This is a genomic window from Streptomyces sp. NPDC005262 (assembly GCF_042872425.1).
Taxonomy (GTDB): Bacteria; Actinomycetota; Actinomycetes; order Streptomycetales; family Streptomycetaceae; genus Streptomyces.
Genome location: NZ_JBIAKK010000009.1, coordinates 110,314 through 133,493, shown reverse-complemented (window position 1 = coordinate 133,493; position 23,180 = coordinate 110,314). Strand labels below are relative to the sequence as shown.

18 protein-coding genes and 3 pseudogenes are annotated in these 23,180 nt (G+C 69.5%); 10 read left to right on the top strand and 11 right to left on the bottom strand.

What is annotated here, in order from left to right:
* Window positions 1-1,485 (bottom strand): xylulokinase, encoded by a 1,485-nt coding sequence (gene xylB, locus ACFYP5_RS22820; RefSeq protein WP_389038940.1) that lies wholly within the window; start codon window positions 1,483-1,485, stop codon window positions 1-3.
* Between the two features lie 270 nt (window positions 1,486-1,755).
* Here xylB and xylA point away from each other — a divergent pair, with 270 nt between their 5' ends.
* Complete coding sequence (gene xylA, locus ACFYP5_RS22815; RefSeq protein ID WP_389038937.1) at window positions 1,756-2,925, top strand: xylose isomerase; 1,170 nt, start codon at window positions 1,756-1,758, stop codon at window positions 2,923-2,925.
* A gap of 76 nt (window positions 2,926-3,001) precedes the next feature.
* Here xylA and ACFYP5_RS22810 read toward each other — a convergent pair whose 3' ends face one another.
* The 4 genes from ACFYP5_RS22810 to ACFYP5_RS22795 all read right to left on the bottom strand — a co-directional run bounded on the left by ACFYP5_RS22810 (window position 3,002) and on the right by ACFYP5_RS22795 (window position 6,166).
* The gene (locus ACFYP5_RS22810; RefSeq protein ID WP_389038934.1) at window positions 3,002-4,246 is read right to left on the bottom strand and encodes an ROK family protein; all 1,245 of its coding nucleotides are present in this window, start codon (window positions 4,244-4,246) and stop codon (window positions 3,002-3,004) included.
* 109 nt (window positions 4,247-4,355) lie between these two features.
* Entirely contained in the window at window positions 4,356-4,976 is a 621-nt protein-coding gene (locus tag ACFYP5_RS22805) for a DUF305 domain-containing protein (RefSeq protein ID WP_389039284.1), read from the bottom strand.
* A gap of 26 nt (window positions 4,977-5,002) precedes the next feature.
* Complete coding sequence (locus ACFYP5_RS22800) at window positions 5,003-5,653, bottom strand: DUF3105 domain-containing protein (RefSeq protein WP_389038932.1); 651 nt, start codon at window positions 5,651-5,653, stop codon at window positions 5,003-5,005.
* 63 nt (window positions 5,654-5,716) lie between these two features.
* Entirely contained in the window at window positions 5,717-6,166 is a 450-nt protein-coding gene (locus ACFYP5_RS22795) for a hypothetical protein (protein WP_354393165.1), read from the bottom strand.
* Window positions 6,167-6,268: 102 nt separating this feature from the next.
* Between ACFYP5_RS22795 and ACFYP5_RS22790 the strand changes: the two genes are divergently transcribed.
* Both ACFYP5_RS22790 and ACFYP5_RS22785 read left to right on the top strand, forming a co-directional pair.
* The gene (locus ACFYP5_RS22790; protein ID WP_389038929.1) at window positions 6,269-7,135 is read left to right on the top strand and encodes a phospholipid scramblase-related protein; all 867 of its coding nucleotides are present in this window, start codon (window positions 6,269-6,271) and stop codon (window positions 7,133-7,135) included.
* A 136-nt stretch (window positions 7,136-7,271) separates the two neighbouring features.
* A complete protein-coding gene (locus ACFYP5_RS22785; protein ID WP_389039281.1) occupies window positions 7,272-7,916 on the top strand; it encodes a GNAT family N-acetyltransferase in 645 nt (214 codons plus the stop codon).
* Between the two features lie 69 nt (window positions 7,917-7,985).
* Here the strand turns inward: ACFYP5_RS22785 and pcaB are convergent, their stop codons facing one another.
* Entirely contained in the window at window positions 7,986-9,389 is a 1,404-nt protein-coding gene (gene pcaB, locus ACFYP5_RS22780) for a 3-carboxy-cis,cis-muconate cycloisomerase (protein WP_389038927.1), read from the bottom strand.
* Window positions 9,390-9,600: 211 nt separating this feature from the next.
* Window positions 9,601-10,365 carry a VOC family protein gene (locus ACFYP5_RS22775; RefSeq protein WP_389038924.1) on the bottom strand — a complete coding sequence of 255 codons (765 nt, stop codon included), beginning with the start codon at window positions 10,363-10,365 and terminating at the stop codon, window positions 9,601-9,603.
* A 130-nt stretch (window positions 10,366-10,495) separates the two neighbouring features.
* Between ACFYP5_RS22775 and ACFYP5_RS22770 the strand changes: the two genes are divergently transcribed.
* From ACFYP5_RS22770 to ACFYP5_RS22760, 3 genes are all read left to right on the top strand, one after another.
* The gene (locus ACFYP5_RS22770; protein WP_389038922.1) at window positions 10,496-12,322 is read left to right on the top strand and encodes an FUSC family protein; all 1,827 of its coding nucleotides are present in this window, start codon (window positions 10,496-10,498) and stop codon (window positions 12,320-12,322) included.
* Window positions 12,319-12,825, top strand: a complete 507-nt coding sequence (locus ACFYP5_RS22765) for a MarR family winged helix-turn-helix transcriptional regulator (RefSeq protein ID WP_389038920.1) — start codon at window positions 12,319-12,321, stop codon at window positions 12,823-12,825. Before ACFYP5_RS22770 ends, ACFYP5_RS22765 begins: the two co-directional genes overlap by 4 nt.
* 179 nt (window positions 12,826-13,004) lie before the next feature.
* Window positions 13,005-13,823 carry a phosphotransferase family protein gene (locus ACFYP5_RS22760; protein WP_389038918.1) on the top strand — a complete coding sequence of 273 codons (819 nt, stop codon included), beginning with the start codon at window positions 13,005-13,007 and terminating at the stop codon, window positions 13,821-13,823.
* Between the two features lie 278 nt (window positions 13,824-14,101).
* On the opposite strand, the pseudogene ACFYP5_RS22755 reads toward ACFYP5_RS22760, so the two are convergent.
* Window positions 14,102-14,451 (bottom strand): annotated as a pseudogene (locus ACFYP5_RS22755) (nucleotidyltransferase domain-containing protein); the annotation flags it as partial.
* A 109-nt stretch (window positions 14,452-14,560) separates the two neighbouring features.
* A complete protein-coding gene (locus tag ACFYP5_RS22750) occupies window positions 14,561-14,848 on the bottom strand; it encodes a hypothetical protein (RefSeq protein ID WP_389038916.1) in 288 nt (95 codons plus the stop codon).
* Between the two features lie 84 nt (window positions 14,849-14,932).
* On the opposite strand from ACFYP5_RS22750, the pseudogene ACFYP5_RS22745 reads away from it, so the two are divergent.
* Window positions 14,933-15,022, top strand: a pseudogene (locus ACFYP5_RS22745) (DNA helicase); the annotation flags it as partial.
* A 96-nt stretch (window positions 15,023-15,118) separates the two neighbouring features.
* Here the strand turns inward: ACFYP5_RS22745 and ACFYP5_RS22740 are convergent.
* Window positions 15,119-17,707: a DEAD/DEAH box helicase gene (locus ACFYP5_RS22740; RefSeq protein ID WP_389038914.1), complete on the bottom strand. Its 2,589-nt coding sequence runs from the start codon at window positions 17,705-17,707 to the stop codon at window positions 15,119-15,121.
* A gap of 158 nt (window positions 17,708-17,865) precedes the next feature.
* Between ACFYP5_RS22740 and ACFYP5_RS22735 the strand changes: the two genes are divergently transcribed.
* From ACFYP5_RS22735 to ACFYP5_RS22725, 3 genes and pseudogenes are all read left to right on the top strand, one after another.
* A complete protein-coding gene (locus ACFYP5_RS22735; protein WP_389038911.1) occupies window positions 17,866-20,862 on the top strand; it encodes a helicase-related protein in 2,997 nt (998 codons plus the stop codon).
* A 293-nt stretch (window positions 20,863-21,155) separates the two neighbouring features.
* Complete coding sequence (locus ACFYP5_RS22730; protein WP_389038908.1) at window positions 21,156-22,220, top strand: hypothetical protein; 1,065 nt, start codon at window positions 21,156-21,158, stop codon at window positions 22,218-22,220.
* Window positions 22,221-22,410: 190 nt separating this feature from the next.
* Window positions 22,411-22,512 (top strand): annotated as a pseudogene (locus ACFYP5_RS22725) (IS5/IS1182 family transposase); the annotation flags it as partial.
* A 22-nt stretch (window positions 22,513-22,534) separates the two neighbouring features.
* Here the strand turns inward: ACFYP5_RS22725 and ACFYP5_RS22720 are convergent.
* Window positions 22,535-23,113, bottom strand: a complete 579-nt coding sequence (locus ACFYP5_RS22720; protein WP_389038906.1) for a TetR/AcrR family transcriptional regulator — start codon at window positions 23,111-23,113, stop codon at window positions 22,535-22,537.
* Window positions 23,114-23,180: the final 67 nt, after the last annotated feature.

Genomic DNA, 23,180 nt, shown 5'->3' with positions numbered 1-23,180 from the left:
CTACTTGACCCCGCCCAGCAGCGGCTCCGCGGCCCGCTCCAGGACCGAGCCGACCCGCTCCCAGGTCTCCGTGTCCCTTTCGACGGGCGGCAGCTGGGTGTCGTCACCGGTGTCCCACGCGGCGGCGATCGCGACCGGGTCCTGGCCGGTGGCCGCCGCCTGGGCGAGTGCGGCCGCGCCCAGCGCCACCAGTTCGCCGCTGCCGGGCACGACGACGGGGCGCCCGGAGAGCCGTCGTACCGTCTCCACCCAGGCCTGCCCCTGCGCGCCGCCACCGATCAGACGCAGCGGCCGGGCGGCCACCTCGGGGTCGGCCGGGTCGAGCCCGCAGGCCCGCAGCAGCTCGTCGAGGGCGCGCAGCACGGTGACGACCGCGCCTTCGTAGGCGGCGCCGAGAAGTTGCTGCGGGGTGGTGTCGTGCCGGAGGCCGGTGAGCAGGCCGGAGGCCGTGGGCAGGTCGGGGGTGCGTTCGCCGTCGAGGTAGGGGAGGAGCACCGCCTCGCCGCCGGGTGCCGTGTCGTTGCGGTCCAGGCCGAGCAGGGCGGCGACCTTGTCCACGGCGAGCGTGCAGTTGAGCGTGCAGGCCAGCGGGAGGTACGTCCCGTCCGCCGCGGCGAAACCGGAGAGCGCCGCCGATGCGGGCCGGGTCTCCGAGGCGGCGAAGACCGTACCCGAGGTACCGAGGCTCAGTACGGGATGGTCCAGCAGTCCGGCGCCGCCGAGACCGAGGCCGACCGCGGCGCTCATGTTGTCCCCGGTGCCCGCCGCCACGGCGATTCCGGCCGGCAGCCCCAGCGTCTGTGCCGCCTCGGCGGTCAGCGAACCGGCCCGCGCCGCTCCGGTCGTGGCGACCTCGGGCAGCAACGTGGCGTCCAGGCCCAGCAGTTCGAGAAGTTCGGGGTCGTACGCACCGGTGGCGGTGGAGTACCAGCAGGTGCCCGACGCGTCGCCGGGGTCGGTGACGGCCACGCCCGTCAGCCGTTCCGTGAGGAAGTCGTGCGGGAGGCGGATCGCCGCGGTCGCGGCGGCGGTCTCCGGCTCGTTCTCGCGCAGCCACTGCCACTTCGAGGCCGTCATGGAAGCCACCGGCACCGATCCGGTGCGGGCGGTCCAGGCATCCGCACCGCCCAGTGCGGCGGTGAGGGCGGCGGCCTGCGGGGCGGAGCGGGTGTCGTTCCAGAGCAGGGCGGGCCGCAACGGCCGGCCCGCACGGTCGAGGACGACCAGGCCGTGCTGCTGACCGGCCACCGCGATGCCGGTGACGTCCGTGGCGGATACGCCGGACTCCTTCAGCCCGACGGCGACGGCGGCGCGCAGCGCCTGCCACCACACCTCGGGGTCGGTCTCGCGGGCCCCCGCCTCACCTGTGACGACATGCGGCGCACGTCCGACGGCGAGGAGCCGGCCGGTGGCGGCGTCGACGAAGGCCGCCTTGGTGGACTGGGTGGAGCTGTCCACGCCGATGACGACGGTACGCGGCGGCATGGGTTACCTCATTCTCGCGGTGCGGGTGTGCGGGTGTGGATGCACAGGTGTGCTGGTGGGCACAGGTGTGAACGATTTGGTCGTGCTGAAAACAAATTACGCGATCGCGGGCGTTCGGACCAGGGGCGTCCCTCGATTCGCGGACGCGATGGGTGACGAGGGGTTACGGCGCGGAGGGGTGCCGTGCAAGATTAATCATGACACTGAACAAATAGGGGTTCGACGACCTCGATCGGTTGCGGACCCGACTGCACCGAAGGTGGTCAGACGATGACGGAACGCTTCACGCCCACCCCGGGAGACCGATTCACGTTCGGTCTGTGGACGGTGGGCTGGCAGGGACGCGACCCGTTCGGCGACGCGACCCGCGCGGCGCTCGACCCGGTCGAATCCGTCCAGCGGCTCGCGGAGCTCGGTGCGTACGGTGTGACCTTCCATGACGACGACCTGATCCCGTTCGGCTCCACGGACACCGAGCGCGAAGGCCTCGTGAAGCGGTTCCGGCAGGCGCTGGACGCGGCCGGTCTCGTCGTGCCCATGGCGACGACGAACCTGTTCACCCACCCGGTGTTCAAGGACGGCGGCTTCACCTCCAACGACCGCGAGGTGCGCCGCTACGCGCTGCGCAAGGTCATCCGCAACATCGACCTCGCCGTCGAGCTCGGCGCCACCACGTACGTGGCGTGGGGCGGCCGCGAGGGCGCGGAGTCCGGTGGCGCCAAGGACGTGCGGGTGGCGCTGGACCGGATGAAGGAGGCCTTCGACCTCCTCGGCGAGTACGTCGTCGAGCAGGGCTACGACCTGCGCTTCGCGATCGAGCCGAAGCCGAACGAGCCCCGCGGCGACATCCTCCTGCCCACCGTCGGCCACGCCCTCGCGTTCATCGAGCGCCTGGAGCGCCCGGAGATGTACGGCGTGAACCCGGAGGTCGGCCACGAGCAGATGGCCGGGCTGAACTTCCCGCACGGCATCGCGCAGGCCCTGTGGGCCGGCAAGCTCTACCACATCGACCTCAACGGCCAGTCCGGCATCAAGTACGACCAGGACCTCCGCTTCGGTGCCGGCGACCTGCGCCAGGCGTTCTGGCTCGTCGACCTCCTGGAGACCTCCGACTACGAGGGCCCGCGCCACTTCGACTTCAAGCCGCCGCGGACCGAGGGCTACGACGGGGTCTGGGCGTCGGCCGCCGGCTGCATGCGCAACTACCTGATCCTCAAGGAGCGGGCCGCCGCCTTCCGGGCCGACCCGGCCGTCCAGGAGGCACTGCGCGCGTCCCGGCTCGACGAGCTGGCCCTGCCCACCGCCGAGGACGGCGTGGCGGGGCTGCTGGCCGATCGGTCGGCGTACGAGGACTTCGACGTCACCGCGGCGGCGGAGCGCAGCATGGCGTTCGAGGCGTTGGACCAGCTGGCGCTGGACCACCTGCTCGGGGTCCGCTGACGCCAGGGCGCGGCCGCCGGACAGGTCCGGCGGCCGAACACCTCGGTCCGGCCCGCCACCCGCACCTACCCCGTGGTCAGCCCGCCGCCTTCGCCGCGTACGTCGCGGGGTCGGCCAGCACGTCCTGCATCACCAGCGCCGCCGCACCCCGCGCGGCGTCACCCGCGACCGACGAGGCGCGAAGCCGCCCGCCGCTCCGGGACCACAGCCCGGACACCACCCTGCCCGTGAGCTCCTCGTCGGCGGGCGCCGACAGCCACGGCATCAGGCCCCGGTAGATCCCGCCGAGCACCACCGCGTCCGGGTCGAGCAGATTCACCGCCCCGGACAGCACCCGGCCCAGCATCCGGCCGGCATCGGCCACCGCGGCCACGGCCCGCTCGTCCCCGGCCCGGGTGCGCCGCTCCAGCTCGGCCACCCCGCCGCCGCGGCCGGTCTCCTCGATCCCGGCCGCCCGCAGGAGGGCCGACTGCCCCGCGTACTGCTCCAGGCAGCCACGCGAACCGCACCGGCACTCCGGCCCGTCCGCGTCGACCACCACATGCCCGATCTCCCCGGCGAACCCGTGCGCACCGCGCAGCAGTTCACCGTCGATGACCAGGGCGCCGCCGACGCCGATCTCACCCGTCAGGTACAGAAAGCTGCGGACCTCGTCGAGGCCGCCGAACCAGAGCTCGGCCAGCGCCGCCAGATTGGCCTCGTTCTCCGAACTCACCGGCAGTTCCGTGCGGCCGGGACGCAGCGCGGCCAGCGAGGCCGCGAAGAGTTCCTCGGCCGGAACCTGGTTCCAGCCCAGGTTGGGTGCCTGGCGCACCGCGCCGCCGGACACCAGACCGGGCAGTGCGAGCGCCACCCCGACCGGGAACAGCTCCTGCTCGGCCGCCGATTCCAGGGTGCGTGCCGCGATCCCGGCGGCCCGCGCCAGCACCTCGGCGGGTGGTGCGCCCCGGTTGTCGAGGTGCTCGGTCAGCCGGACCCGGCCGGTGCCGGCCAGATCGACGACGCACACCGACACGTAGTCGATGTTGACCTCCACACCGAGCCCGGCGGGGCCGGTGCGCGCCACCTTGAGTGCGGTGCCGGGGCGCCCGGCCTGGCCGCTGAACGTCTTGCCCGACTCGGTCAGGAACCCGCTGTCGAGCAGCTGCTCGACCAGCGAGGACACGGCGGCACGGGTCAGCCCCACGCGCGCGGCCACCCCGGCCCTGGTCGCCTCGCGGTCGCCCTCGTCACGGACGGCGCGCAGCACCAGGCTGAGGTTGCTCCGTCGCACGGTGTCCTTGTCGGCCTTGGGCCCCAGCGTCGTGAGGTTGCTCTTCATATCGCTGATGAGCCTATGCGATGCCGTACGTCAGTACGGTCCGGAGCCTGCTCCGGACCCGGCTCGGTGGTCGCCTGCGTGCGGGACCACCGAGCTCGGACCGTCCGGCTCAGGTCGTGGCGCCGCGCTCCTCGAGCATGTCCGCCATCAGCGCGATCTCCGACTGCTGGCCACGGACCATGCCCGCCGCCAGGTTCCTGATCTCGTCGGTGCCCGCCCCGGCGGCCGCCGCCTGTGCCATCTCCGCACCGGCCCGGTGGTGCGCGGTCATCAGCCGGAGATACATCACCTCGGCGTCCTTGCCCTTCGCCGCCCGCAGTGCGTCCAGCTCGGTGTCGGTCGCCATGCCCGGCATCAGCGAACCGTCGCTCCTGGGCTCGACCGGGTGGCCCATCCACTCCATGGGCGGGCGGCTCGAGCTCTTGGCGCGGCCCCACACGTCCAGCCAGCCGAGCATCATGCCGCGCTGATTGGCCTGGGTGTTGATGATGTCGTACGCGAGCCGGCGCACGTCCTCGTCGGCCGTCCGGTCACGGACGACGAACGACATCTCGACCGCCTGCTGATGGTGGATCGACATGTCACGTGCGAACCCCACATCGACCGAGGTGTCCGCGGGCACGGCTGCCCGGTTCGCCTCCTGTGGGGCGGACGACGAGGTCGGGCGTACGAACGTCAGCGCGACCAGCCCCAGAGCCAGCAGCAGCACCGCAGCTCCCGCCGCACCCATCCGCCACGGAGTGCGTACCGACGACGTCACCGGGCGATCCCGCCGGTGCACGCGGCGCCCGGCTCCGGAGTCTGCGGCCCCTGGACGTACTTGGTGAAGAACTGCGCGACGCGTGCGTCGGTCGCGCTCTTCACCGTGACCTGCTTGCCCCAGGCGCTGAGGATCAGCGGGGCGTCCTGGTCCTTCACCGGGCTCATGAGCGAGTACGGCGTCCTGGCGACGCGTTCGGCGAACTTCGCGATGTCGTCGGGCTTCGCCTTCTCGTTGTACGTGACCCAGACGGCGCCGTGCTCCAGCGAGTGGACGGCGTTCTCGTTCGGGACCGGCGCGGTGTAGACGTCGGCGTCGCAGTTCATCCACACCGGGTTGTGGTCGCCGCCGACCGGCGGGTTCATCGGGTAGTCGACCTTCTTCCGGACGTGGTTCTGGGTGAGTTCGTCCCAGCTCCGTTCGCCCCGGACGGGGGAGGACTTGGCCTGCTCCTCGGCCTGGTCCTGCTTGTCGGCGGCGGACATCAGATAGCCGCCGCCCGCGACGAGTCCGGCGACGACGGCGATGGATGCGGCGATGGTGATGACGCGGCTGCGGCGCTCGCGGGCCCGCTCCTTGCGGCGGGCCTCCTCCAGCTTGGCGCGGCGCGCGGCGGCAGGGTTGTGCTGCTTCTTGGCGGAAGTCATGGGGAGTCCTCGGGTTCAACACGATGTACGGAAAGTGGGCAGGCGGAAGAACCGGGCCTGCTTCTAGGTCCGTTGAACCTGGAGACGGAGGCGGTCGACGGCGCCACCGGCATCGTTGGACGGGCCGCGGATACCGGCGGCACCTGTGAGCCGGCCTTCCGGTGCGGTGACCGTCGAGGTGGGGAGCGCGACGGGGGCGGCCTGGGGGGACAGGACGACGGGTGTCGCATGCTCCGAGGTGCCGTGGCAGGAACTGCCGGCGCCCCTGCCGCCCGGAGCCTCGGCCACGACGACGATGCGCGCCGTCGGCGGGGGAGCCGTGCCGGGAGCCGTGACCGGAGTGGGGGTCGCAGTCGCGGTCGTCGTCGCGGTCATGACGTGGTGCGCGGCCGCGCCGGTCTCGGCGAGCGAACAGCACGAGACCACGGCGAGCAGGGCGAACACCCAGCCGAGCACGGCGGACACACGGACGTCACCGCGCCGTGCGTGGGGCCGTTCGCCGAGCCTGGTCATCACCGACATCGTATCGGTGTGTGAAGTTTCAAGAAGTATGGGGTGGCTGTGGATCCGGCAGTAGACACTTCCGCTGTCGGACCGGCGGGATAGTGTGCCCCGGTGACAATGCACTCGAACGTATCTGCGGGCTGGTATCCGGACCCTCATGGCGCGCCCCAGCTGCTGCGCTACTGGGACGGCTCCCAGTGGACCGAGCACACCAACCCGGCCGGGGGACAGCAGCCGCAGGCGCCGGCCCAGGGGCAGGTTCCCCAGCAGCAGGCCGCCCCCGGGTATCAGCAGGTCCCCGCTCAGCCGCAGGCCGCGCCGCAGCAGTTCGCCCCTCAGCAGGTGGCGCAGCCTCAGCAGGGTGGTGTCCCCGGCGGCGCCTCGCTCTTCAACCAGCAGGTCCTGGTCGTGAACCAGAAGGCCAAGCTGATCGAGGTGACGAACGAGTACAGCGTCTTCGACCAGCACGGCAACACGATCGGCTCGGTCATCCAGGTCGGCCAGAGCGCGCTGCGCAAGGTGCTGCGGTTCGTCTCCAGCATCGACCAGTACCTCACCCACAAGCTCGAGATCCGTGACGCGTACGGTCAGCCGCAGCTGCTCCTGACCCGCCCGGCGAAGTTCATCAAGTCCCGGGTCGTCGTGCAGCGCCCGGACGGCAGCCCCGTCGGCGAGATCGTCCAGCAGAACGCCATCGGCAAGATCAACTTCGCCATCATGGTCGACGGTCAGAAGGTCGGTGCCATCAAGGCGGAGAACTGGCGCGCCTGGAACTTCGCGATCGTCGACCACAACGACGCGGAGATCGCCCGGATCACCAAGACCTGGGAAGGCCTCGCGAAGACGCTGTTCACGACGGCGGACAACTACGTGCTGCAGATCCACTACCAGCTGCCCGAGCCGCTGCTGAGCCTCGTCGTGGCAACGGCACTGACCGTGGACACCGCCCTCAAGCAGGATGCCCGCGGCCTCGGCTGACCGGCGTCCCTCCGCACGACACGCACCGCCCGCGCCCCGTACACATGTATACGGGGGTGCGGGCGGAGGCTTGTCCCCGGGACGGCCGCACGGCCGCTGCCCGGGAGGGACGCCACCCGGTGGGACGATGACGGACATGCCCTACCTGGTGCCGCCCCACATCCCTTCCGGCCGTCTGGCGGAAGGTGCGCAGCCCGCCCTGCCGGTCGCCGGCGATCTGCTCCTGCGACCGTGGGAGCGCACCGACGCACCCGCCGTTCTCGCCGCCTTCTCGGATCCGGCGATCCAGCGCTGGCACCTGCGGCGGGCCGACTCCGGGGACGAGGCCCGCGATTGGATCGAGCAGTGGCAGGACGCCTGGCACGCCGAGACCGGTGTCCACTGGGCGGTCGTCCGCCCGAGGAACGGTGCGCCGGACGGAGCCGAGGAACTGCTCGGACGGATCTCGCTCCGCTCGCTGATGCTGGGCATCGGACAGGCCGAATGCGCCTACTGGACCCTGCCCGCCGCCCGCGGGCAGGGCGTCGCACCGAGGTCCGTGGCCGCCGTGGCGCGCTGGGCCTTCGACGAGGTCGGTTTCGAGCGTCTGGAACTCGCCCACTCCGTCATGAACGAGGCGTCCTGCCGCGTCGCGACCAAGTCGGGCTTCGCGCTGGAGGGCACCCGGCGGCGGGGGCATCTGCACGCAGACGGGTGGCACGACATGCACATCCATGCCCGGATCCGGGGCGACGCGGCGAGCGTCGCCGCCGGTCGGGATGCCCGTCCTGACAACCGTTAGCGGTGGCAGCGTGGTGATCGCCCGGACCGGTGTGCAGTCACCGAGGCTCGGCAGGGTCGGGCGGCGGAGTCATCGGCGTTCCAGTGCCCGGTCGGTGAGGGGGCCCGCGGACCCGATGTACCGGGTGGGGTCGGTCAGTTCCGCCAGATCGAGGCCGGCGAGCCCGGGTTCCTCGCGCACGACGTCGAAGAGCACATCGGCGAGGTCCGTCGTCTCGGAGTGAGCCCGGTCCGCCGCGGCCGCAAGCACCTCCCTGGCCCGCGCCCGGCCGATCCGGTCGGCGAACACGGCAGCCAGTCGCTCCGAGACGATCAGTCCGTCGGTGAGCTGGAGGTTCTCCCGCATGGTGTACGGGACGACCCGCAGCCCGGCCGCGAGTGCGGCGCCGTCGCGCGCCGCGCCGCCGACCAGCCGCAGCAATTCGCGCAGCGGCTCCCACTCGGCGTGCCACGCCCCGGCGGGCCGCTCGTCCTCGGCGGCCAGCGAGCTGTACAGAGTGGCCGCCAGGCCCGGGGCGCGGCGGGCAGCCGCCGCGATCAGCGTGGCGTGCACGGGATTCGCCTTGTGCGGCAAGGCCGACGAATCGCCGCCCTCTTCCTCTTCGACCTCGCCGATCTCGGTGCGGGAGAGTGTGAGCACATCCGCGGCCATCTTGCCGAGAGCGCCCGCGGTGAAGGCGAGCGCACCGGCGAGATCGGCGATCGGGGTACGAAGCGTGTGCCAGGGCAACACCGGTTCCGCCAGCCCGAGTTCGCGCGCGTAGGCGCCGACCAGGGCGAGCAGGTCGACCTCCCCCCGCCCGTCGGTGTCCTCCTGCTCCTCGGTGTCCTCCTGAGCGGTGGGCGAGGCGGCGGGAGCGGAGAAGGCGGCGAAGGCCGCCAGTGTTCCTGCCGCGCCACCCAGTTGGGCGGGCAGCGACGCCCGTACCGCACTCAGCCGGTCCCGGGCGTCGAGGATCAGCGCACGCCACCCCGCAGCCTTCAGTCCGAACGTCGTCGGTACGGCGTGCTGGGTGAGCGTGCGCCCCGCCATCTGTGTGTCGCGGTGCGTGGCCGCGTGCCGTGCCACCTCGCCCGCCGCCCGCTCCAGATCGTCGAGGATCGTTGCCAGCGTCCGTGAGGCGACCAGCATCGCGGCCGTGTCGAGGATGTCCTGGCTGGTCGCACCCCGGTGCACATAAGGCCGGGCGTCCTCGGGAACCGCCGCCGTGAGGTCCACGACCAGCGGGATGACCGGGTTGCCGCCGGAGCGGGCCCGCAGCGCCAGATCGCGTACGTCGAAGCGGTCGGCGTCCGCTGTCTCCGTCACCGCAGGCCCTGCCGCGGCGGGGGCGAGTCCGCAGGCGGACTGGGCGCGGGTCAGCGCGGCCTCGGCGTCGAGCATCGCCTGAAGGAAGGCGCTGTCGCCGGTGGTGGCCTCGGCGGGGGAGCCGGCCCGCCCGGGGGCGAGCAGGCCGGCATCGCTCTCGTACATCAGCTGCACTCCAGGAGGACCGTTCGGCCGGCGCCGTGCGGACGGATGTCGAACCGGTGGGTGCGCCGGTCCGTGGGCGTCGCGATCAGTCTGGCCCGGCGCTCCGTGTCCAGCGACTCCAGCGGCGGGCCCCCGGCATGGACGGAGCCGCACCGGCCGGAGACGGATCCGGGTGACGGCCCCGGTCCCGCCCGTGATCCGACGGACAGCCCTAGCCTTCCTCGCCTGCCAGGTAGATGCCGAAGACCGCGCCCTGCGGGTCACGCACCACCGCGATCCGTGGGCCGCCGGGGACGCTCGTCGGCGGCATCATCAGCTCGCCGCCCGCGCCCTGCGCGGTGGCCGCGGTCGCGTCGACGTCGGTCACCGCGAAGTAGGGCAGCCAGTTCGGCGGTGCCTCGGGCGGGAACTTGTCGTCCATCACCAGCATGCCGCCGAAATCGGCGCCGTCCACGCCCCACTGCGGGTACGTTTCCGACGCGGTGACCGTCCAGCCGAAGACCGCCGGGTAGAAGGAGAGGGCGGTATCGGCCTCTCGGGTGACGAGTTCGACCCAGCCGAGCGCGCCCGGCTCGTTCAGCAGGTCGGCGCCCGCGAAGGCGCGGCCCTGCCACAGCGAGAACACCGCGCCGGTCGGGTCCGCGACCACCGCGAACCTCCCCTGGTCGAAGACGTCCATCGGGCCGACCAGCTGCGAGCCGCCTGTCGCCGTCACCTTGTCGACCGTGGCGTCCGTGTCCTCGGTGGCGAACGACACCGTCCAGGCCGGCGGCTGGCCCGGCTGATAGACGGGGCTGAGTGCGGCGACGCGCTCATCACCGAGGTGCGCCAGCGTGTAGCCGCCGGCCTCCTCGCGCGGGTCGGTCTCGGACCGCCATCCGAAGAGCGCCGCGTAGAACGCCTTGGCTGCCGTGATGTCGGGCGTGCTGAGCTCGACCCAGCAGGGGCCACCGGACACCGGTTCGGTGAGCTTCATTGCGTTTCCTCTGTTCCCTCTGCCGCTGCGTGGACGCGTGGAGGTGCGTGTTCTCGCACGTTATGGCCGGCGGGGGAGCGGGGCCAGCGCGGAAGTGTTTTACGAGTGTAATATCTGCTAAAGTGTTTTGGTGAGCGATTCAACCCTTCGTACCCGGCAGCCCTCCTCCGTCCGCAGACTTCCCCTGGTCGGCCCGTTGCGCCTGGCCCGACCCTCGGACATGTGGTTCAAGCCGGCGCTGAGCGTGGTCGTCGCCTCCGCCGTACCGAATCTCGCGCTGTTCGCCCTCGGCCGGCTCGACCTCGTGATGTACACGATGGCCGGCTCGCTCTGTGCCCTGTACGGCCACAGCCTTCCGTACGCCCGCCGCGCCCGTACCGTCGCCGGAGTCGTCGTCGGCATGCTCATCGGTATGGCGGTATCCCTGGTCACAGCATCACTCACCGACTCGACGGCCGTGTTGATCGCCGTCGGCGCGCTTCTCGCGGCCGGGCAGAAGGTGCTCTGCGACGCCACCCGCATCGGACCGCCCGGACCGGTGATTTTTACCTTTGTCACCTCGGCCGCACTCTTCGCCCCGCAGCACCTCGGCCAGGTCCCCGGACACCTGGCGCTGACCGTGGCCGCGGGCGCGGTCTCCTGGCTGGTCACCGTCGGGCCCGCGCTGCTGCGCCGGGAGGGCCCGGAGCGGCGCGCGACCGCCCGAGCCCTGACCGCTGCCGCCGCGTACGCGGACGACCCGGGGCACCGCACCCGGCACGCCGCGGCCGCCGCCGTCCACACGGCCTGGCAGACACTGCTCGCCGCCGGGCGCCCCACCCCCGTACGCCGGGAGCTGGAGCGGCTCGTCGTCCACGCCGAAGCCGCACTCGCCCGGGGAGCCCTGGGTGCGCACCCCGGTGGCCACGCGCGTCGGGGCGGTGACGCCGACGGTGGCGGCCACGCCCGTGCAGCGGACCGGGACGGCGAGCTCGTCCCCACGGCCGTTGGTACCCGCACCGGCGACCACGACCTCCAAGCCCGCGTCGCCGGCCCCGACCGGCTTCGCGCCTGGGCCCGGCAGACCAGGGCCCGCGGCCCCGTCCCCACCCCGCCGGCCGCGCCCGGCACCGCCGAGGAGCTCTTCGGGATCGACGCCGAGCGTGCCGCGCGCCGGACCGTAGGCCGACGCGACGCCCGCCGGGCGGTGCTGCGCGCACTCGCCCCCGGCTCCCCGCTGCTGCCCATCGCCGCCCGCGCCCTCATCGGTTGCGCCCTCGCCGGATATGTCTCGATGGCCGTCGGCGTCGGCCGCCCCTACTGGGCGATCGTCACCGCCGCCTCCCTCTACCAGGCCAATGTCACGCTCTCCTGGAACCGCGCCCTGCAGCGCACCCTCGGCAACCTCCTCGGTGTGCTCGTCTTCGCCGTGGTCCTCCCCGTCTCCCGGACGAGCTCACTCGCACTCATCGGCTGCTGCCTCTTCTTCAACTTCGCCGCAGAGGCCCTGATCACCCGTAACTACTGGCTCGGTTCCATAGCCGTGACCCCGATGGCCCTCCTTGTCCTGGAGTTCGGCGGCACGCACCCGGCCGGAGAGCTCATCGGCGACCGGGTCCTGGACACCGTCATCGGCGCCGCCGTCGGAATCCTCGCCGCCATGGCCGTCACCAACCGACGGGCCACCGGACGGCTGGAACGGGCCCTCGCCGCCACCGACCGGGCCCGGGCCCACGCCGTACAGACCATCGCCGCCCCGGCACCCGCGCCCGCAGCCCTCGACGCCGCCCGCCGCAGGCTCACCGGATCGCTCGTCGAACTGCGCGAGGCCGGCGACACGGCAGCCGGCGAATGGTGGCAGCGCGCCTTGCCCGAGGAGCACATTCTCGCGGCCGAGCAGGCCGGACACCGTACGCTCGCGGCGACAGCAACACGGCAGGGGCTGATCGCCCCCGCCCCGGAGATCGGAGCGGTGTGACCGACGACATCGTCGCCTCGGTGGTACGGCAGTGGCACGCCGTCAACCCGGAGCTGGACACCGGACCGATGGAACTCATCGGCCGCATCAACCGCTGCGCCGCCCTGCTCCAGCAGGCGGAGGACGCACCGCTGCGCGCCGCCGGACTCTCCCGCGCCGAATTCGACCTGCTGGGCGCCGTACGGCGTACCGACCGCGAACTCACCCCCGGCGAACTGGCCAGGGAGACGTTCTCCTCCGGCGCGGCCGTCACCAAGCGCCTCCGGATCCTCCAGGAGCGTGGCCTGGTCGACCGCCGTAGCGACGAGCGCGACCGGCGCGTCACACACGTCCGTCTCACCGAGGGAGGGCGCGCCCTGGTCGACCAGCTGCTGCCACGGCAACTGGCGTACGAACGCGCCGTGCTCTCCGGCCTCGACGAGCGGACCCGCGGCGAACTCAGCGCGCAGCTCAGCGAATTGCTGGTCCAGCTGGAGGGACGCATCGGCGGGTCCCGGCGCTGACCTCCGCACCGGACCCCGCTGCGCGTGGGCGCCGGCCGTCGAACGGCCGGCTCCGGACGTCGGCCACCCACGGATGTCGCAGCTCGCTGACGCGCGCTTGCCGACCGAGGCGAGACGGGCCGCTTCGTGAACCGGGCCAGTCGGCGCACCAGCGGGGTTCCCTGCCAGGATCGCTGTCCATGAGCTCTGAACAGTGGAGTACTCACGGGGTCGAGTTGGGTTCCCGTAGCGCGATCAAGCGGTTTCGGGGCGAGCATCGCGAGCAAGCTGAGCGTGAGTGGCGGGCACTGAAGCTGCTTGCCAGGTATGCGCCCGGTTTGGCTCCCGAACCCTGGGAAGCGGACCTTGAGGCACCGGAACCCGCGGTGGTGATGTCCCGGCTGCCTGGTGAGCCCTTGCGTGGCCGCTCGCTCGACGACGGGCAAATCAAGGCGCTGGCCGCGACGCTGTCGAGGCTCTATGCAGCGGTGCCGCCTGATGCGCTGGTCGCAGTCCCTCGTCGACCAGCGCATCAGAAGGACCTCATTTCTCGACTTCGCTCTTGGACGCCGCAGACTCAGGCCATGGCCAGCGACGAGGTGAGCCGCGCCATGAACCTCGGCCTGGCCTGGTTGTCCGAGTCGGGTATGGAGACCGCCGGTCAGCCAGACGTCCCACGAGTCTTCGGGCCCGGGGACGGCAATCTCGCGAACTACCTGTGGGACGGCTCCGAAGTGCGCGTCGTCGATTTCGAGGACTCGGGAGTCAGCGATCGCGCCTTTGAGCTGGCTGAGATCACCGAGCACGTGGCCAGCTGGGTGGACCAGCCCCTCGACGTTGAGGCCCTTCTCGAGCAATTCGAGCTGACGGCAGCTGAATCCCTTCGGTTGAAGGACTGCCGTCGGCTCCTCGCCCTGGTCTGGCTGTTCCTGCTCTCCTTCGACAAGGGTGACAAGCCGAGGAACCCGCCAGGGACTACAGAAAGACAGGCCGGCCGCTTGTTGAACCTGCTGGACTGACGAGCGTGTTCGTGGTTGCCGAGGGCGGGTCGGCAGCGAGGCCCATGTTCGTAACGCGCTGGGCTGGCTGACTGGTCGTGCCCTGACCAGCGGCGCGCCTGCTCGGACCGGCGGTGCGCGGCCTCGCTGGTGCCCGTGACCAGCTCGGACAGATTGACGCCACCACAGTCACCCGGCCCACCGACCTCGGCATGCCGACCTTCACGCATGTCGCGGGACAATGTTCAGAGCGAAATTCTTGAGCGTCCGCCCCAGAGCGTGAAGTGTGGCTCGTCGGATCAGGTGCGCCAGAGGAGTGCGTATCCTTCGCGCAGCGGTCCGCCGAGCAGATCGAGAACTTGCTCGGCTGCAGCGGCCAGCGGTGCGGGGTCGGCGCGATCGGCCACGGCCTGATGGCCGTCCAGCAGAGCCTTGCCACGTACCGGGTCCGCGCTCAGCAGTCGGCGGGGCAGCCACTTGCCGATGCCGTCCAAGCGCCGTGATGGGCGGTGAGCAGATGTGCCGCCTCGCGCAGGGTGAAGTCGGCGAGGGAAAGCTGTTCATACCGATTGGCCGACGGGGTGTCGACCAGGTCGTCCATGTAACAGGTAAGGCCGTAGCGACTCCTTTCCCTTTCCGCCGGCGTGAGGGTCATCCGTCAGTTGCACTCGCGTCATGCAAGAAGATCTATCCTCCCCGGCCGCGCCGCGGGAGCGAAATCTGGGACTGCCACCGTCTGCCATCGAGTCGAACTGGGCTCAGCTGAGACCACGATGGGCGGCCCACAACCTCCCGGCACGGCTGGCGGCGTCTGCGATCAGGGATGCCAGTTCGGGATTGTCGGGGACTGGGAACGAGACGTATGCGCCCCGACCACCACTGACGGGTCGGCCATAGGCCTTTGCGGCGAGGCTGCCGTCCGGGAGAAGCCGGACGTTGAGTGTGGTGAGCGTGAACGCTTCACCGCGTCGAGTGTCCGTCCAGCGGAGCGCCTGCGGGATCGTGACATTGATCGCCAGAGCACTCACTTCCAGGTCGCTACTCATGGACGGATGCTCTCACGCGAGTCCCCGCAGGCGGCCACCACCGGCTTATGCAGCAGGCAGTTTGATCACGACTCGATACGGAGCCGCAACCAACTCTTCGTCGCCACCACGCGAGCCCGGGACGCATTGCGCATCTCCTGGCACGGCAAGCCCAGCCCGTTCCTCCCCCTGTAGCAGACCGACGCGGTTCTGCCCTGCGGTGACCACCTACCGCGGGGCGGAGCGCCGGCTGTCAGATCATTCGCGATCAGAATCCGTGCCTTGCGTCCGTCAGCCGCCTGTGAGCAGGCGCTCGCGCTCGGCCGCCACGATCTCCCGTGCCAGCTCAGCGTCCGTGATATCGAACGCTTCCGGAGCGCTGTCGGCGGTTTCGGAGACGCGGGCGAACTCCGCGAAGAGCTGGTTCTTGCGCGCCAGGATCTCAATGATGCGCTGGTCGACGCCTTCTTCGGAGAGCAGGCGGTGTACTTGCACCGACTCCAGCTGCCCCATCCTGTGGGAGCGGCCGATGGCTTGCCATTCTGTCGTCGGCTTGAGCTGGGGCTCGCAGATCACGACGACCGATGCCGACTGAATGTTCAGTCCGACGCCGCCTGCCACGATCTGCGCGATGAGGACTGCCCCGTGACGGGCTTGGGAGAACTCGTCAACCATGCTCTGTCGCTTCGCGGCGGGAACGGAGCCGGTAAGGGGCCCGAACACCTTTCCCGGAAGGACCGACGCCACTTCGTCGAGGACGTCACGGAAGTACGAGAAGACCAGCACCTTACGCTCGTTGTCCTCTGCCTCCTGGACGATGTCGATGAGGCGCTGCATCTTCTCGGACTTGGCGCCGGCGCGTAGCGCGGCCTGGCGCATGGCCATGAAGTTGCCTTCGATGACAGCCGCTCGGTAGTGCTGCTCGTCGGCGTTGGACATCGGCATCCACTCGTCGACGTCGACCCGCTCCGGGAGCTCGGTGAGGACGTCTTCCTGATTGCGCCGAAGGTAGGCCGGCGCCACTTGCTTCCGGAACTGGCGAGGAGCGATTTCCGAGGCACTGATCGACAGGTCTGGCCGGAGATAGCCGACGAGATTGCGAAATTCCTCGATCCGGTTCTCTAGCGGGGTGCCGGTCAGGAGGATCGCCCGTTCCGAGCGCTCGATCAAGGCCGTGGAGCGCCGGGTTCGCTGGGCGCCCGGATTCTTGACGTAGTGCGCTTCGTCGAACACCAGGCATGCAGGCCGGGCGCGTTCGGGGATCCGGTCTTCCAGCCAACCGAGGATGTCGTAGGTGGTGACCGCGACTCCACCGTTGCGGATCCAGGACTTCAGGGCATCGTCGCGACCGGGCCCGTGCAGGCGAAACGCTCGCAGATCGGACTTGGCCTGGGCTTCGCGCACCCAGTTGGTCACGACAGCGGCTGGGCAGACGACCAGGAAGTGCGAGGAGCCCTTGGCGCGCAAGTGGGCGAGTACGGCCAGTGCTTCGACCGTCTTTCCCAGCCCCATCTCGTCGCCGATGATGACCTTGCGTTGCACGATCGCGAAGCGGGCGCCGAATGACTGGTACCCGCGCAGGGACGCCTTCAGATGGGTGGTGTCGAGCTTGAGTTCCCTGACCGCCTCGACGATTTCGGTCGGTAGGTCGCCTTGGCTCTTCTCGGCGTCGTCGGCCAGGAATCCGAGATCCGCGAGCATCGCGTAGTAGTCGGCCGGGCGGGCGATGAAATCCTCCCAGGGATCACCGCCTGCGGCGGTGTCCCCGCCCTTGAGCAGCGCCCCGCGGTGCTCGACGGCCGCCAGCGCGGTACGCAACTCGTCGACGGTCCGGGCCTGGGGGACGACAGCCACGTGGGACGTCTTGGAATCAAGGCTTTGGAGGAGCGGCCGAACCGCGTCGGCGGCAGCGAGGTCCGCTGTCGCGCTGCGGATAGAACGTGCCGCGTCCCAAGCGCGCATCGTCTTGAGGAGCTGCGTGGTGGCGCGGGATCGGTTCTTGATGTCGATCCGGACCGGCATCTCGTCCAGCGTGGTCTGCCAGATGGTTCGCGCGGCGCCGACCATCCGGTTGCCCGTCGTCTCGCCGACTCCGGGGAGGGATCGGATCCGTGATTTCTGGTCGAGGACCTGCTGCACGTTCCTGATTCCGGCATCGATGAGCGCCGTGATCCGCAGTTGGCCGCTGGTTGCGTCTTTGAGCCGCTCGACGGGCATCTCGGCGACCAGCTTGCGAGTTTCGTCCTGTCGGACGGCATTGCCGGCGGCATTGACTGCCGCTCTGAACTGGTCCTCGCGCTGCAGGGCCTGATCGATCGCGCTGACCGCGGTCTTGGCGACGTCCAGTTCGTGCCGTCCAACGAGCTCGGCCCGGTCGCCGAGGCGCTGGGCGAAGCCGACCGTGTCATCGAGGATGGTCGAGGGCTCGATTGCGGGGAGAGTCTTCCCATCCCATGCTGCCAGGCTTTCCAACTCGCTGACGAGTGGGGTGCTTGCAGCCCATTCGTGGAGGGATATCAGGTATGCCGCAGCTTGCCCTGCTTCGCCCTTACGGCTCTTGCCCGAAAATATCCGGCGGGCACCGAACAGCGCCCGGACGGCCGTCAGCGCCCGGCTGGCCTCGCCGGTCAACTGGTGGATGCCCTGTTGGGCATGGGCAGTGAGCGCCGGAAGGGCCCGACGGCTCGCCAGGGAGGTCACCAGGTCGGCATCGGACGGCGCGAGCTGCAGTACGCGCCATGCGGTGGTGGCGCCGGTCCCGAGAGAAGTCACTCGGCCGAAGAACTGCCTGGCCGCACCTTCCGCCGCTGCCTCGACGGGCTCGCGTTCCTTGACGATCCTCGCCGCGAGTTTGCGCCACCCGCTGACTTCCTCCACCACACCACGAAGGTGCTGACGTTCTTCTCGCTCCATTGCCCCCGCCGACTCGCATGACCTCTGCGAAGATTAGCGACCCCGGTTGACGAAGTCGACGGGACCGCAAAATCGCCGGAACGTCCGAGTAGCGTTCGCAGGCTGCCAACCAGGAGGTTCTGTACGTGCTGCTCGAGGAGCTCAAGCCGGGTTTGCGCATCGAGGGACTCATACCGGCGGAGATCGTCACGGTCATCGCCGCCCAGTGGCACGGTACGAACGCACTCGAGCTGACCTACAAGACCGCCGCGGGCGGCCTCGACCAGCGGGTCGTCTTCCGAAAGGATGAGGACAAGCTGAGCGTCGCCCGCAGCGGCAGCCGCGCCTTCGATGCGAAGGCAAGCGACTTCAAGCTGGTCGCCGAGGCTCAGCGGATCTCGCTGGCCGGCCTGTTCGACCCGATGCTTGCCGTGGCGACCAGCGACGTTCAGCCGCTCCCACACCAGATCCGCGCCGTGTACGGCGAGCTCATGCCCCGTATGCCGCTGCGCTTCCTGATCGCCGATGATCCGGGCGCAGGAAAGACCATCATGTCTGGGCTCTACATCAAGGAGCTCCTGCTGCGCGATGACGTCAAGCGGTGCCTAATCGTGGCCCCGGGAGGCCTGGTCGATCAGTGGCAGGACGAGCTCTTCTTCAAGTTCGGTCTCCGTTTCGACCTGCTCACGAACCAGCTCATCGACTCTCAGCTCAATCGCAACGTCTTCGAGACCAACCCGCTTCTGATCGCCCGCATGGACCAGCTCTCTCGTAACGAGCACCTGAAGGCGCAGCTTCAGGAGACGGAGTGGGACCTGATCGTCGTTGACGAGGCGCACCGCATGGGTGCCCACTACTTCGGCGGCAAGGTGGAGAAGACCAAGCGGTTCCAGCTCGGCGAGATGCTTGGCGAGATCACTCGTCACCTGCTCCTGATGACAGCGACCCCGCACTCGGGCAAGGAGGAGGACTTCCAGCTCTTCCTCACCCTGCTGGACCGTGACCGGTTCGAGGGCAGGCAGGAGAGGAGCGCCGACGTCAGCGGGATCATGCGGCGCATGATCAAGGAAGACTTGCTCACCTTCGAGGGCAGGAAGCTCTTTCCCGAGCGCATCGCGGAGACCGTCCCATACGAGCTCACGGCACTTGAGTACGACCTTTACGAGGACGTCACGCACTATGTCCGCGAGGGGATGAACCGCGCTGATCGCGTCGGTGGTAAGCGCAAAAACACTGTCGGTTTTGCGCTTACCGTTCTGCAGCGACGCCTGGCCTCCAGCCCCGAGGCGATCTACAAGAGTCTCGTGCGGCGTACTGAGCGCCTGGAGCGCAAGAAGCAGGAGATCCTCAACGGCACCTGGCGCGAGAGCATGCCCACCATCGACCTCGCCGACTTCGACAATGACGAATTCAATGCCAAAGAGATCGAGGAGACCGAGGAGGAACTGCTCGATGCCGCGACGGCGGCGCAGACGGTCGAGGAGCTCAACGTCGAGCTCACCGAGCTGAGGGCCTTGGTGAAGGCGGCGCAGCGGGTCCGGGAGGCAGGTACGGACCGCAAGTGGACCGAGCTGTCCGCCCTCCTTCGAGACCACGCGCTGGTGACAGACGCCAATGGCCAGCCTCGGAAGCTCATCATCTTTACCGAGCACCGCGACACCCTCCAGTATCTGCAGCAGAAGGTCGGGTCGCTTCTGGGCAAGCCCGATGCAGTCAAGGCCATTCACGGCGGCGTACGCCGGGTCGAGCGGCGGCAGATCACCGAGGAGTTCACCAAGAACCGCGACGTTCAGATTCTGCTGGCCACCGACGCCGCCGGCGAGGGACTCAACCTGCAGGCCGCACACCTGATGGTCAACTACGACCTGCCCTGGAACCCCAACCGCATCGAGCAGCGCTTCGGCCGCATCCACCGCATCGGCCAGGAGGAGGTATGCCGGCTGTGGAACCTCGTCGCCTCCAACACTCGCGAGGGCGAGGTCTTCACGCGTCTGCTGGAGAAGCTCGACCAGATGCGCGAGACGTACGGCGGGAAGGTCTTCGATGTCCTGGGAGACGCGTTCGCCGAGACCCCGCTGCGGGACTTGCTGCTCGATGCCATCCAGTACGGTGAGCAGCCCGATGTCAAGGAAAGGATGCGCGAAGTCATCGACACCACCGTCGGAGACGGCCTCAAGGGCCTTCTGGACGAGCGTGCGCTCGCTTCGGAGCACCTCTCGGATGTCGATCTTCGCGCTCTGCGCGCCACGATGGACGAAGCCCGCTCCCGGCGTCTTCAGCCGCACTACATCGAATCGAACTTCAAGGACGCCTTCACCCGGCTCGGTGGCCGAATCGTCAAGCGCGAACAGGGGCGTTACGAGATAGCCAACGTGCCCCAGCACGTCCGATCGGCAGGCAACGGACCGATCGCCACCAGGTACGACCGCATCACCTTCGATCTTGACCACGTTCAGCCTGATGACCGCGCCCGCACCGACCTGCTCGCCCCCGGCCACCCGCTGCACGACGCCGTCATCGACGAAGCCATCCGGAACTTTGGGGGCGCCCTGAACCAGGGCACCGTCCTCGTCTCGGCCACCCTGAAAGAACCGCACCTCCTCGTCGGGGTCGTCGAGGAGGTCACGGACGCCACAGGTGAGTCGGTGGCCCGACGGTTCGCATACGCCTACGTCGACAGCCACGGCACCGTGCACCCGGCCGGCCCTGCGCCATACTTGGACTGTGCCGCGGCGCCGAACGGCGCGGCGACCGACATCGTATGTAGGCTTTCCTGGCTCGCAGATGCTGAGGACAAGGCAACCAGCTGGATCATTGCCAACCAGCTTCCCGAATACCTGGCCGAGGTCCAGCCCCGTCGCCTGGCAGAATTGATCAAGACCCGGGAACTGGTGACCAAGCGTCTGACCTTGGAGAGCGAGCGGTTGCTGCTCGATGCTGCGGCGGCCGCCGAGAAGGAACGGAGCGGCGAGAAGCCCAAGGAGTCCTCCGAGAGCCTCCGCCGCAAGGCTGTCGAGCTCGATGTACGCCTTCGAAAGCGTCTCGCACTGCTCGACCAGCAGCAGTTGATGTCGACGAAGCCACCGCAGATCCTCACCGCGGCGCTTGTGCTGGGCGTTTCCGATCTACCCTCTTCTGAGTAAAGACCGTTTTTTTGTGCAATCGCGAGAAGGCCATGACGCGCGCTCGGGCAGGGGTGCAAGCGTAGCGATGGCCTCGATTCTGGGCTGCTGGTAGCCGCTACGAGTCGTTGACCTGCGACAGTACGAGAAAGAAAAAGGCACCCGGCGGGACGCCGGGCAGGCTGGACGACAGCCCGCTCGCCGGATGCCCCGGGTGGCGACCAGTCCAGCGCGCGGTGCGTTGGGAAACCGCAGATCACCGGGGTGCGGACGTGCACTACCGGGGTCCATCGACTCCGGAAGGTTGACCGCCCGTGCCCATTTCCGACGCGATCCCCGAATTGCCGATGGGGCGGCAGACCCAGAAGCCTGAGCCGATACCCGAACCCGCCGTGTCCGCACTCGCAGAGCCGGGCCGCGCGGGTCTGGTGACCATCGGCCTTGACGCTGCCCGGGCGCTGTTCTGCACGGCCGAGGCGAGCGGCTTCGGCCGGCCAGGAACTGACGAGATCTTCGACCAGTGGCTCGACAGCGGATTCGACGTCGCCTTCTACCGCAACGCGGACCGCCCCCTTCAGGCACGTGCTGTCAGCCAGGACGATCGAGTTCCCGAGTCGCTGACCAACAGCCGTATCGGGAAGGCCCGGTTGCAGTCGGTCTGCCTCCATCCTCGTCGGCGCGCGCCCGTCGGGCCTCGGGAGCCGGGCCCGGTATCTGCGGAGGGCGAGGAGGCCGACGGAACAGATGCCCGGACGGGTGCTGGCATGCCCGGCAACCGCTGGGGAGACGAGGAGAACAAGCGGCGGTACGCGAAGGTGGAGTACCAGGAGGACGGCGGCTGCGTTCTGACGGTCGTGGACGACTTCACTGAAGGAACGGGGAAGGAGTCGGCCTATCACCTGGGCGGCGACATCACCTCGTACACCGACGGAGATTGGTTCGAAACGCTCACCACCCTCTCCGAACTCGCCCAGGCCAGGCTGGAAATGGAGGGATGGACCCCGGACGGCCCTTGGCAGATCCAGTGGTCCTCCAGCTCGTGGGTCGTCACGGACCCGCCGTACGAGACCATTGAAGTGTTCGAACAGTACGGCTTCGATCCGGACGAGATCACGCAGCACTATGTGTGCATCTACAGACAGGGCAGCGACGGCTACACCGTCGAGTTCACTGCGGAGCACCGGGGAGAGGACCACGTCATGTACCTCCAGCTGGAGTTGGATCCCGGTAACAAGGAGCCGGGCAGCGGCAGTCTCGAAGAACTGCGGAGCCACCTGGAACAAGCGACGGAACGGGTGCGGGAAGCCGGCTACACCCCGCTCGATGGCGACTGGAGCGTCCACTGGACACGCTGCCACGTGCCTCTGGCCGAGCTGTGACCGACTGACGGCCCCAGGCTGCGGTGTCATGTGCCCTGTTGTTTCCGCCCAGCCGAAGGGCGGAGAGTGAGCAGCTGCCGCCCGAGTCCATACGGATGCAGGCTCCCGGCACAGCACCAACGGGCGAAGGGCCCGTCACCGGCACTCTTCGAAGCGCATCACTGTCGAACACGCTCTCCGCAACGACTGAAAGGCATGGGCGGAGTCCGGCGCGAAGGCCGCCGTCGGTACGACCGTGGCCACCGCCGACGGCGGCTGTCCGGGCACCGGGCTCGTGATGCCTCACCGGCGCCGCACAGCACCCGGCTGCCGGCTCAGGTTGCGTACGGGGCACCGTGGCGCAGGCCGTCGAAGAGGAGGGCGGTGATCTGTTGGGCTTCGTCCAGCCAGCCTTCGGTGGCGCGCATTCCGCAGATGCCGCCCAGGGCGCGCAGCAGGGTGGAGCCGGTGACGTCGTCCCGGACGGTGCCGGCGGCGGTGCCCGCGTCGAGCAGCTGGGTGAGGGCGTTCACCATCCGGGTGCGGGCGGTCTCGAAGATCGGTGAGTCCGTCGCCATGATGCTCTCCAGGGCGACGGACATCCCTTTGCCGACGGCAGCGTGATCCACGAGCAGCAGCAGGAAGCGCCGCAGGGCCTCGTCCGGGGCGTATCGGTCCAGGAGGTCCGAAGGTGCGGCGCACAGGTCGTCGACCTCCGTGCGGTAGACCTCCTCGATGAGGGCCTCGCGCGTCTCGAAGTGGCGGTAGAGCGTTCCGACGGCGACGCCGGCGCTGCGGGCGATGTCCTCGACGTGGACGTCGGCGTCGCCGCCGAGGAACGCCTCCCGCGCTGCGGAGAGAAGCGCCTCGCGGTTGCGGCGCGCGTCGGCGCGCAGCGGTCGTGATGCTGGCAACAGAACCTCCATAAAGTGAGTCCGGTTCCGCTTGTGTATTGTTTCCGGAGTCAGGTTCATCTTACGG

Bases quoted from the DNA above. Each gene is read 5' to 3' on its own strand.
- ACFYP5_RS22810 (WP_389038934.1), bottom strand. From the start codon at position 4,246: ATGAAGAGCAACCTCACGACGCTGGGGCCCAAGGCCGACAAGGACACC.
- ACFYP5_RS22775 (WP_389038924.1), bottom strand. From the start codon at position 10,365: ATGAAGCTCACCGAACCGGTGTCCGGTGGCCCCTGCTGGGTCGAGCTC.
- ACFYP5_RS22800 (WP_389038932.1), bottom strand. From the start codon at position 5,653: ATGACTTCCGCCAAGAAGCAGCACAACCCTGCCGCCGCGCGCCGCGCC.
- xylA (WP_389038937.1), top strand. From the start codon at position 1,756: ATGACGGAACGCTTCACGCCCACCCCGGGAGACCGATTCACGTTCGGT.
- ACFYP5_RS22785 (WP_389039281.1), top strand. From the start codon at position 7,272: ATGCCCTACCTGGTGCCGCCCCACATCCCTTCCGGCCGTCTGGCGGAA.
- ACFYP5_RS22795 (WP_354393165.1), bottom strand. From the start codon at position 6,166: ATGACCAGGCTCGGCGAACGGCCCCACGCACGGCGCGGTGACGTCCGT.
- ACFYP5_RS22750 (WP_389038916.1), bottom strand. From the start codon at position 14,848: ATGAGTAGCGACCTGGAAGTGAGTGCTCTGGCGATCAATGTCACGATC.
- xylB (WP_389038940.1), bottom strand. From the start codon at position 1,485: ATGCCGCCGCGTACCGTCGTCATCGGCGTGGACAGCTCCACCCAGTCC.
- ACFYP5_RS22805 (WP_389039284.1), bottom strand. From the start codon at position 4,976: ATGGGTGCGGCGGGAGCTGCGGTGCTGCTGCTGGCTCTGGGGCTGGTC.
- pcaB (WP_389038927.1), bottom strand. From the start codon at position 9,389: ATGTACGAGAGCGATGCCGGCCTGCTCGCCCCCGGGCGGGCCGGCTCC.
- ACFYP5_RS22760 (WP_389038918.1), top strand. From the start codon at position 13,005: ATGAGCTCTGAACAGTGGAGTACTCACGGGGTCGAGTTGGGTTCCCGT.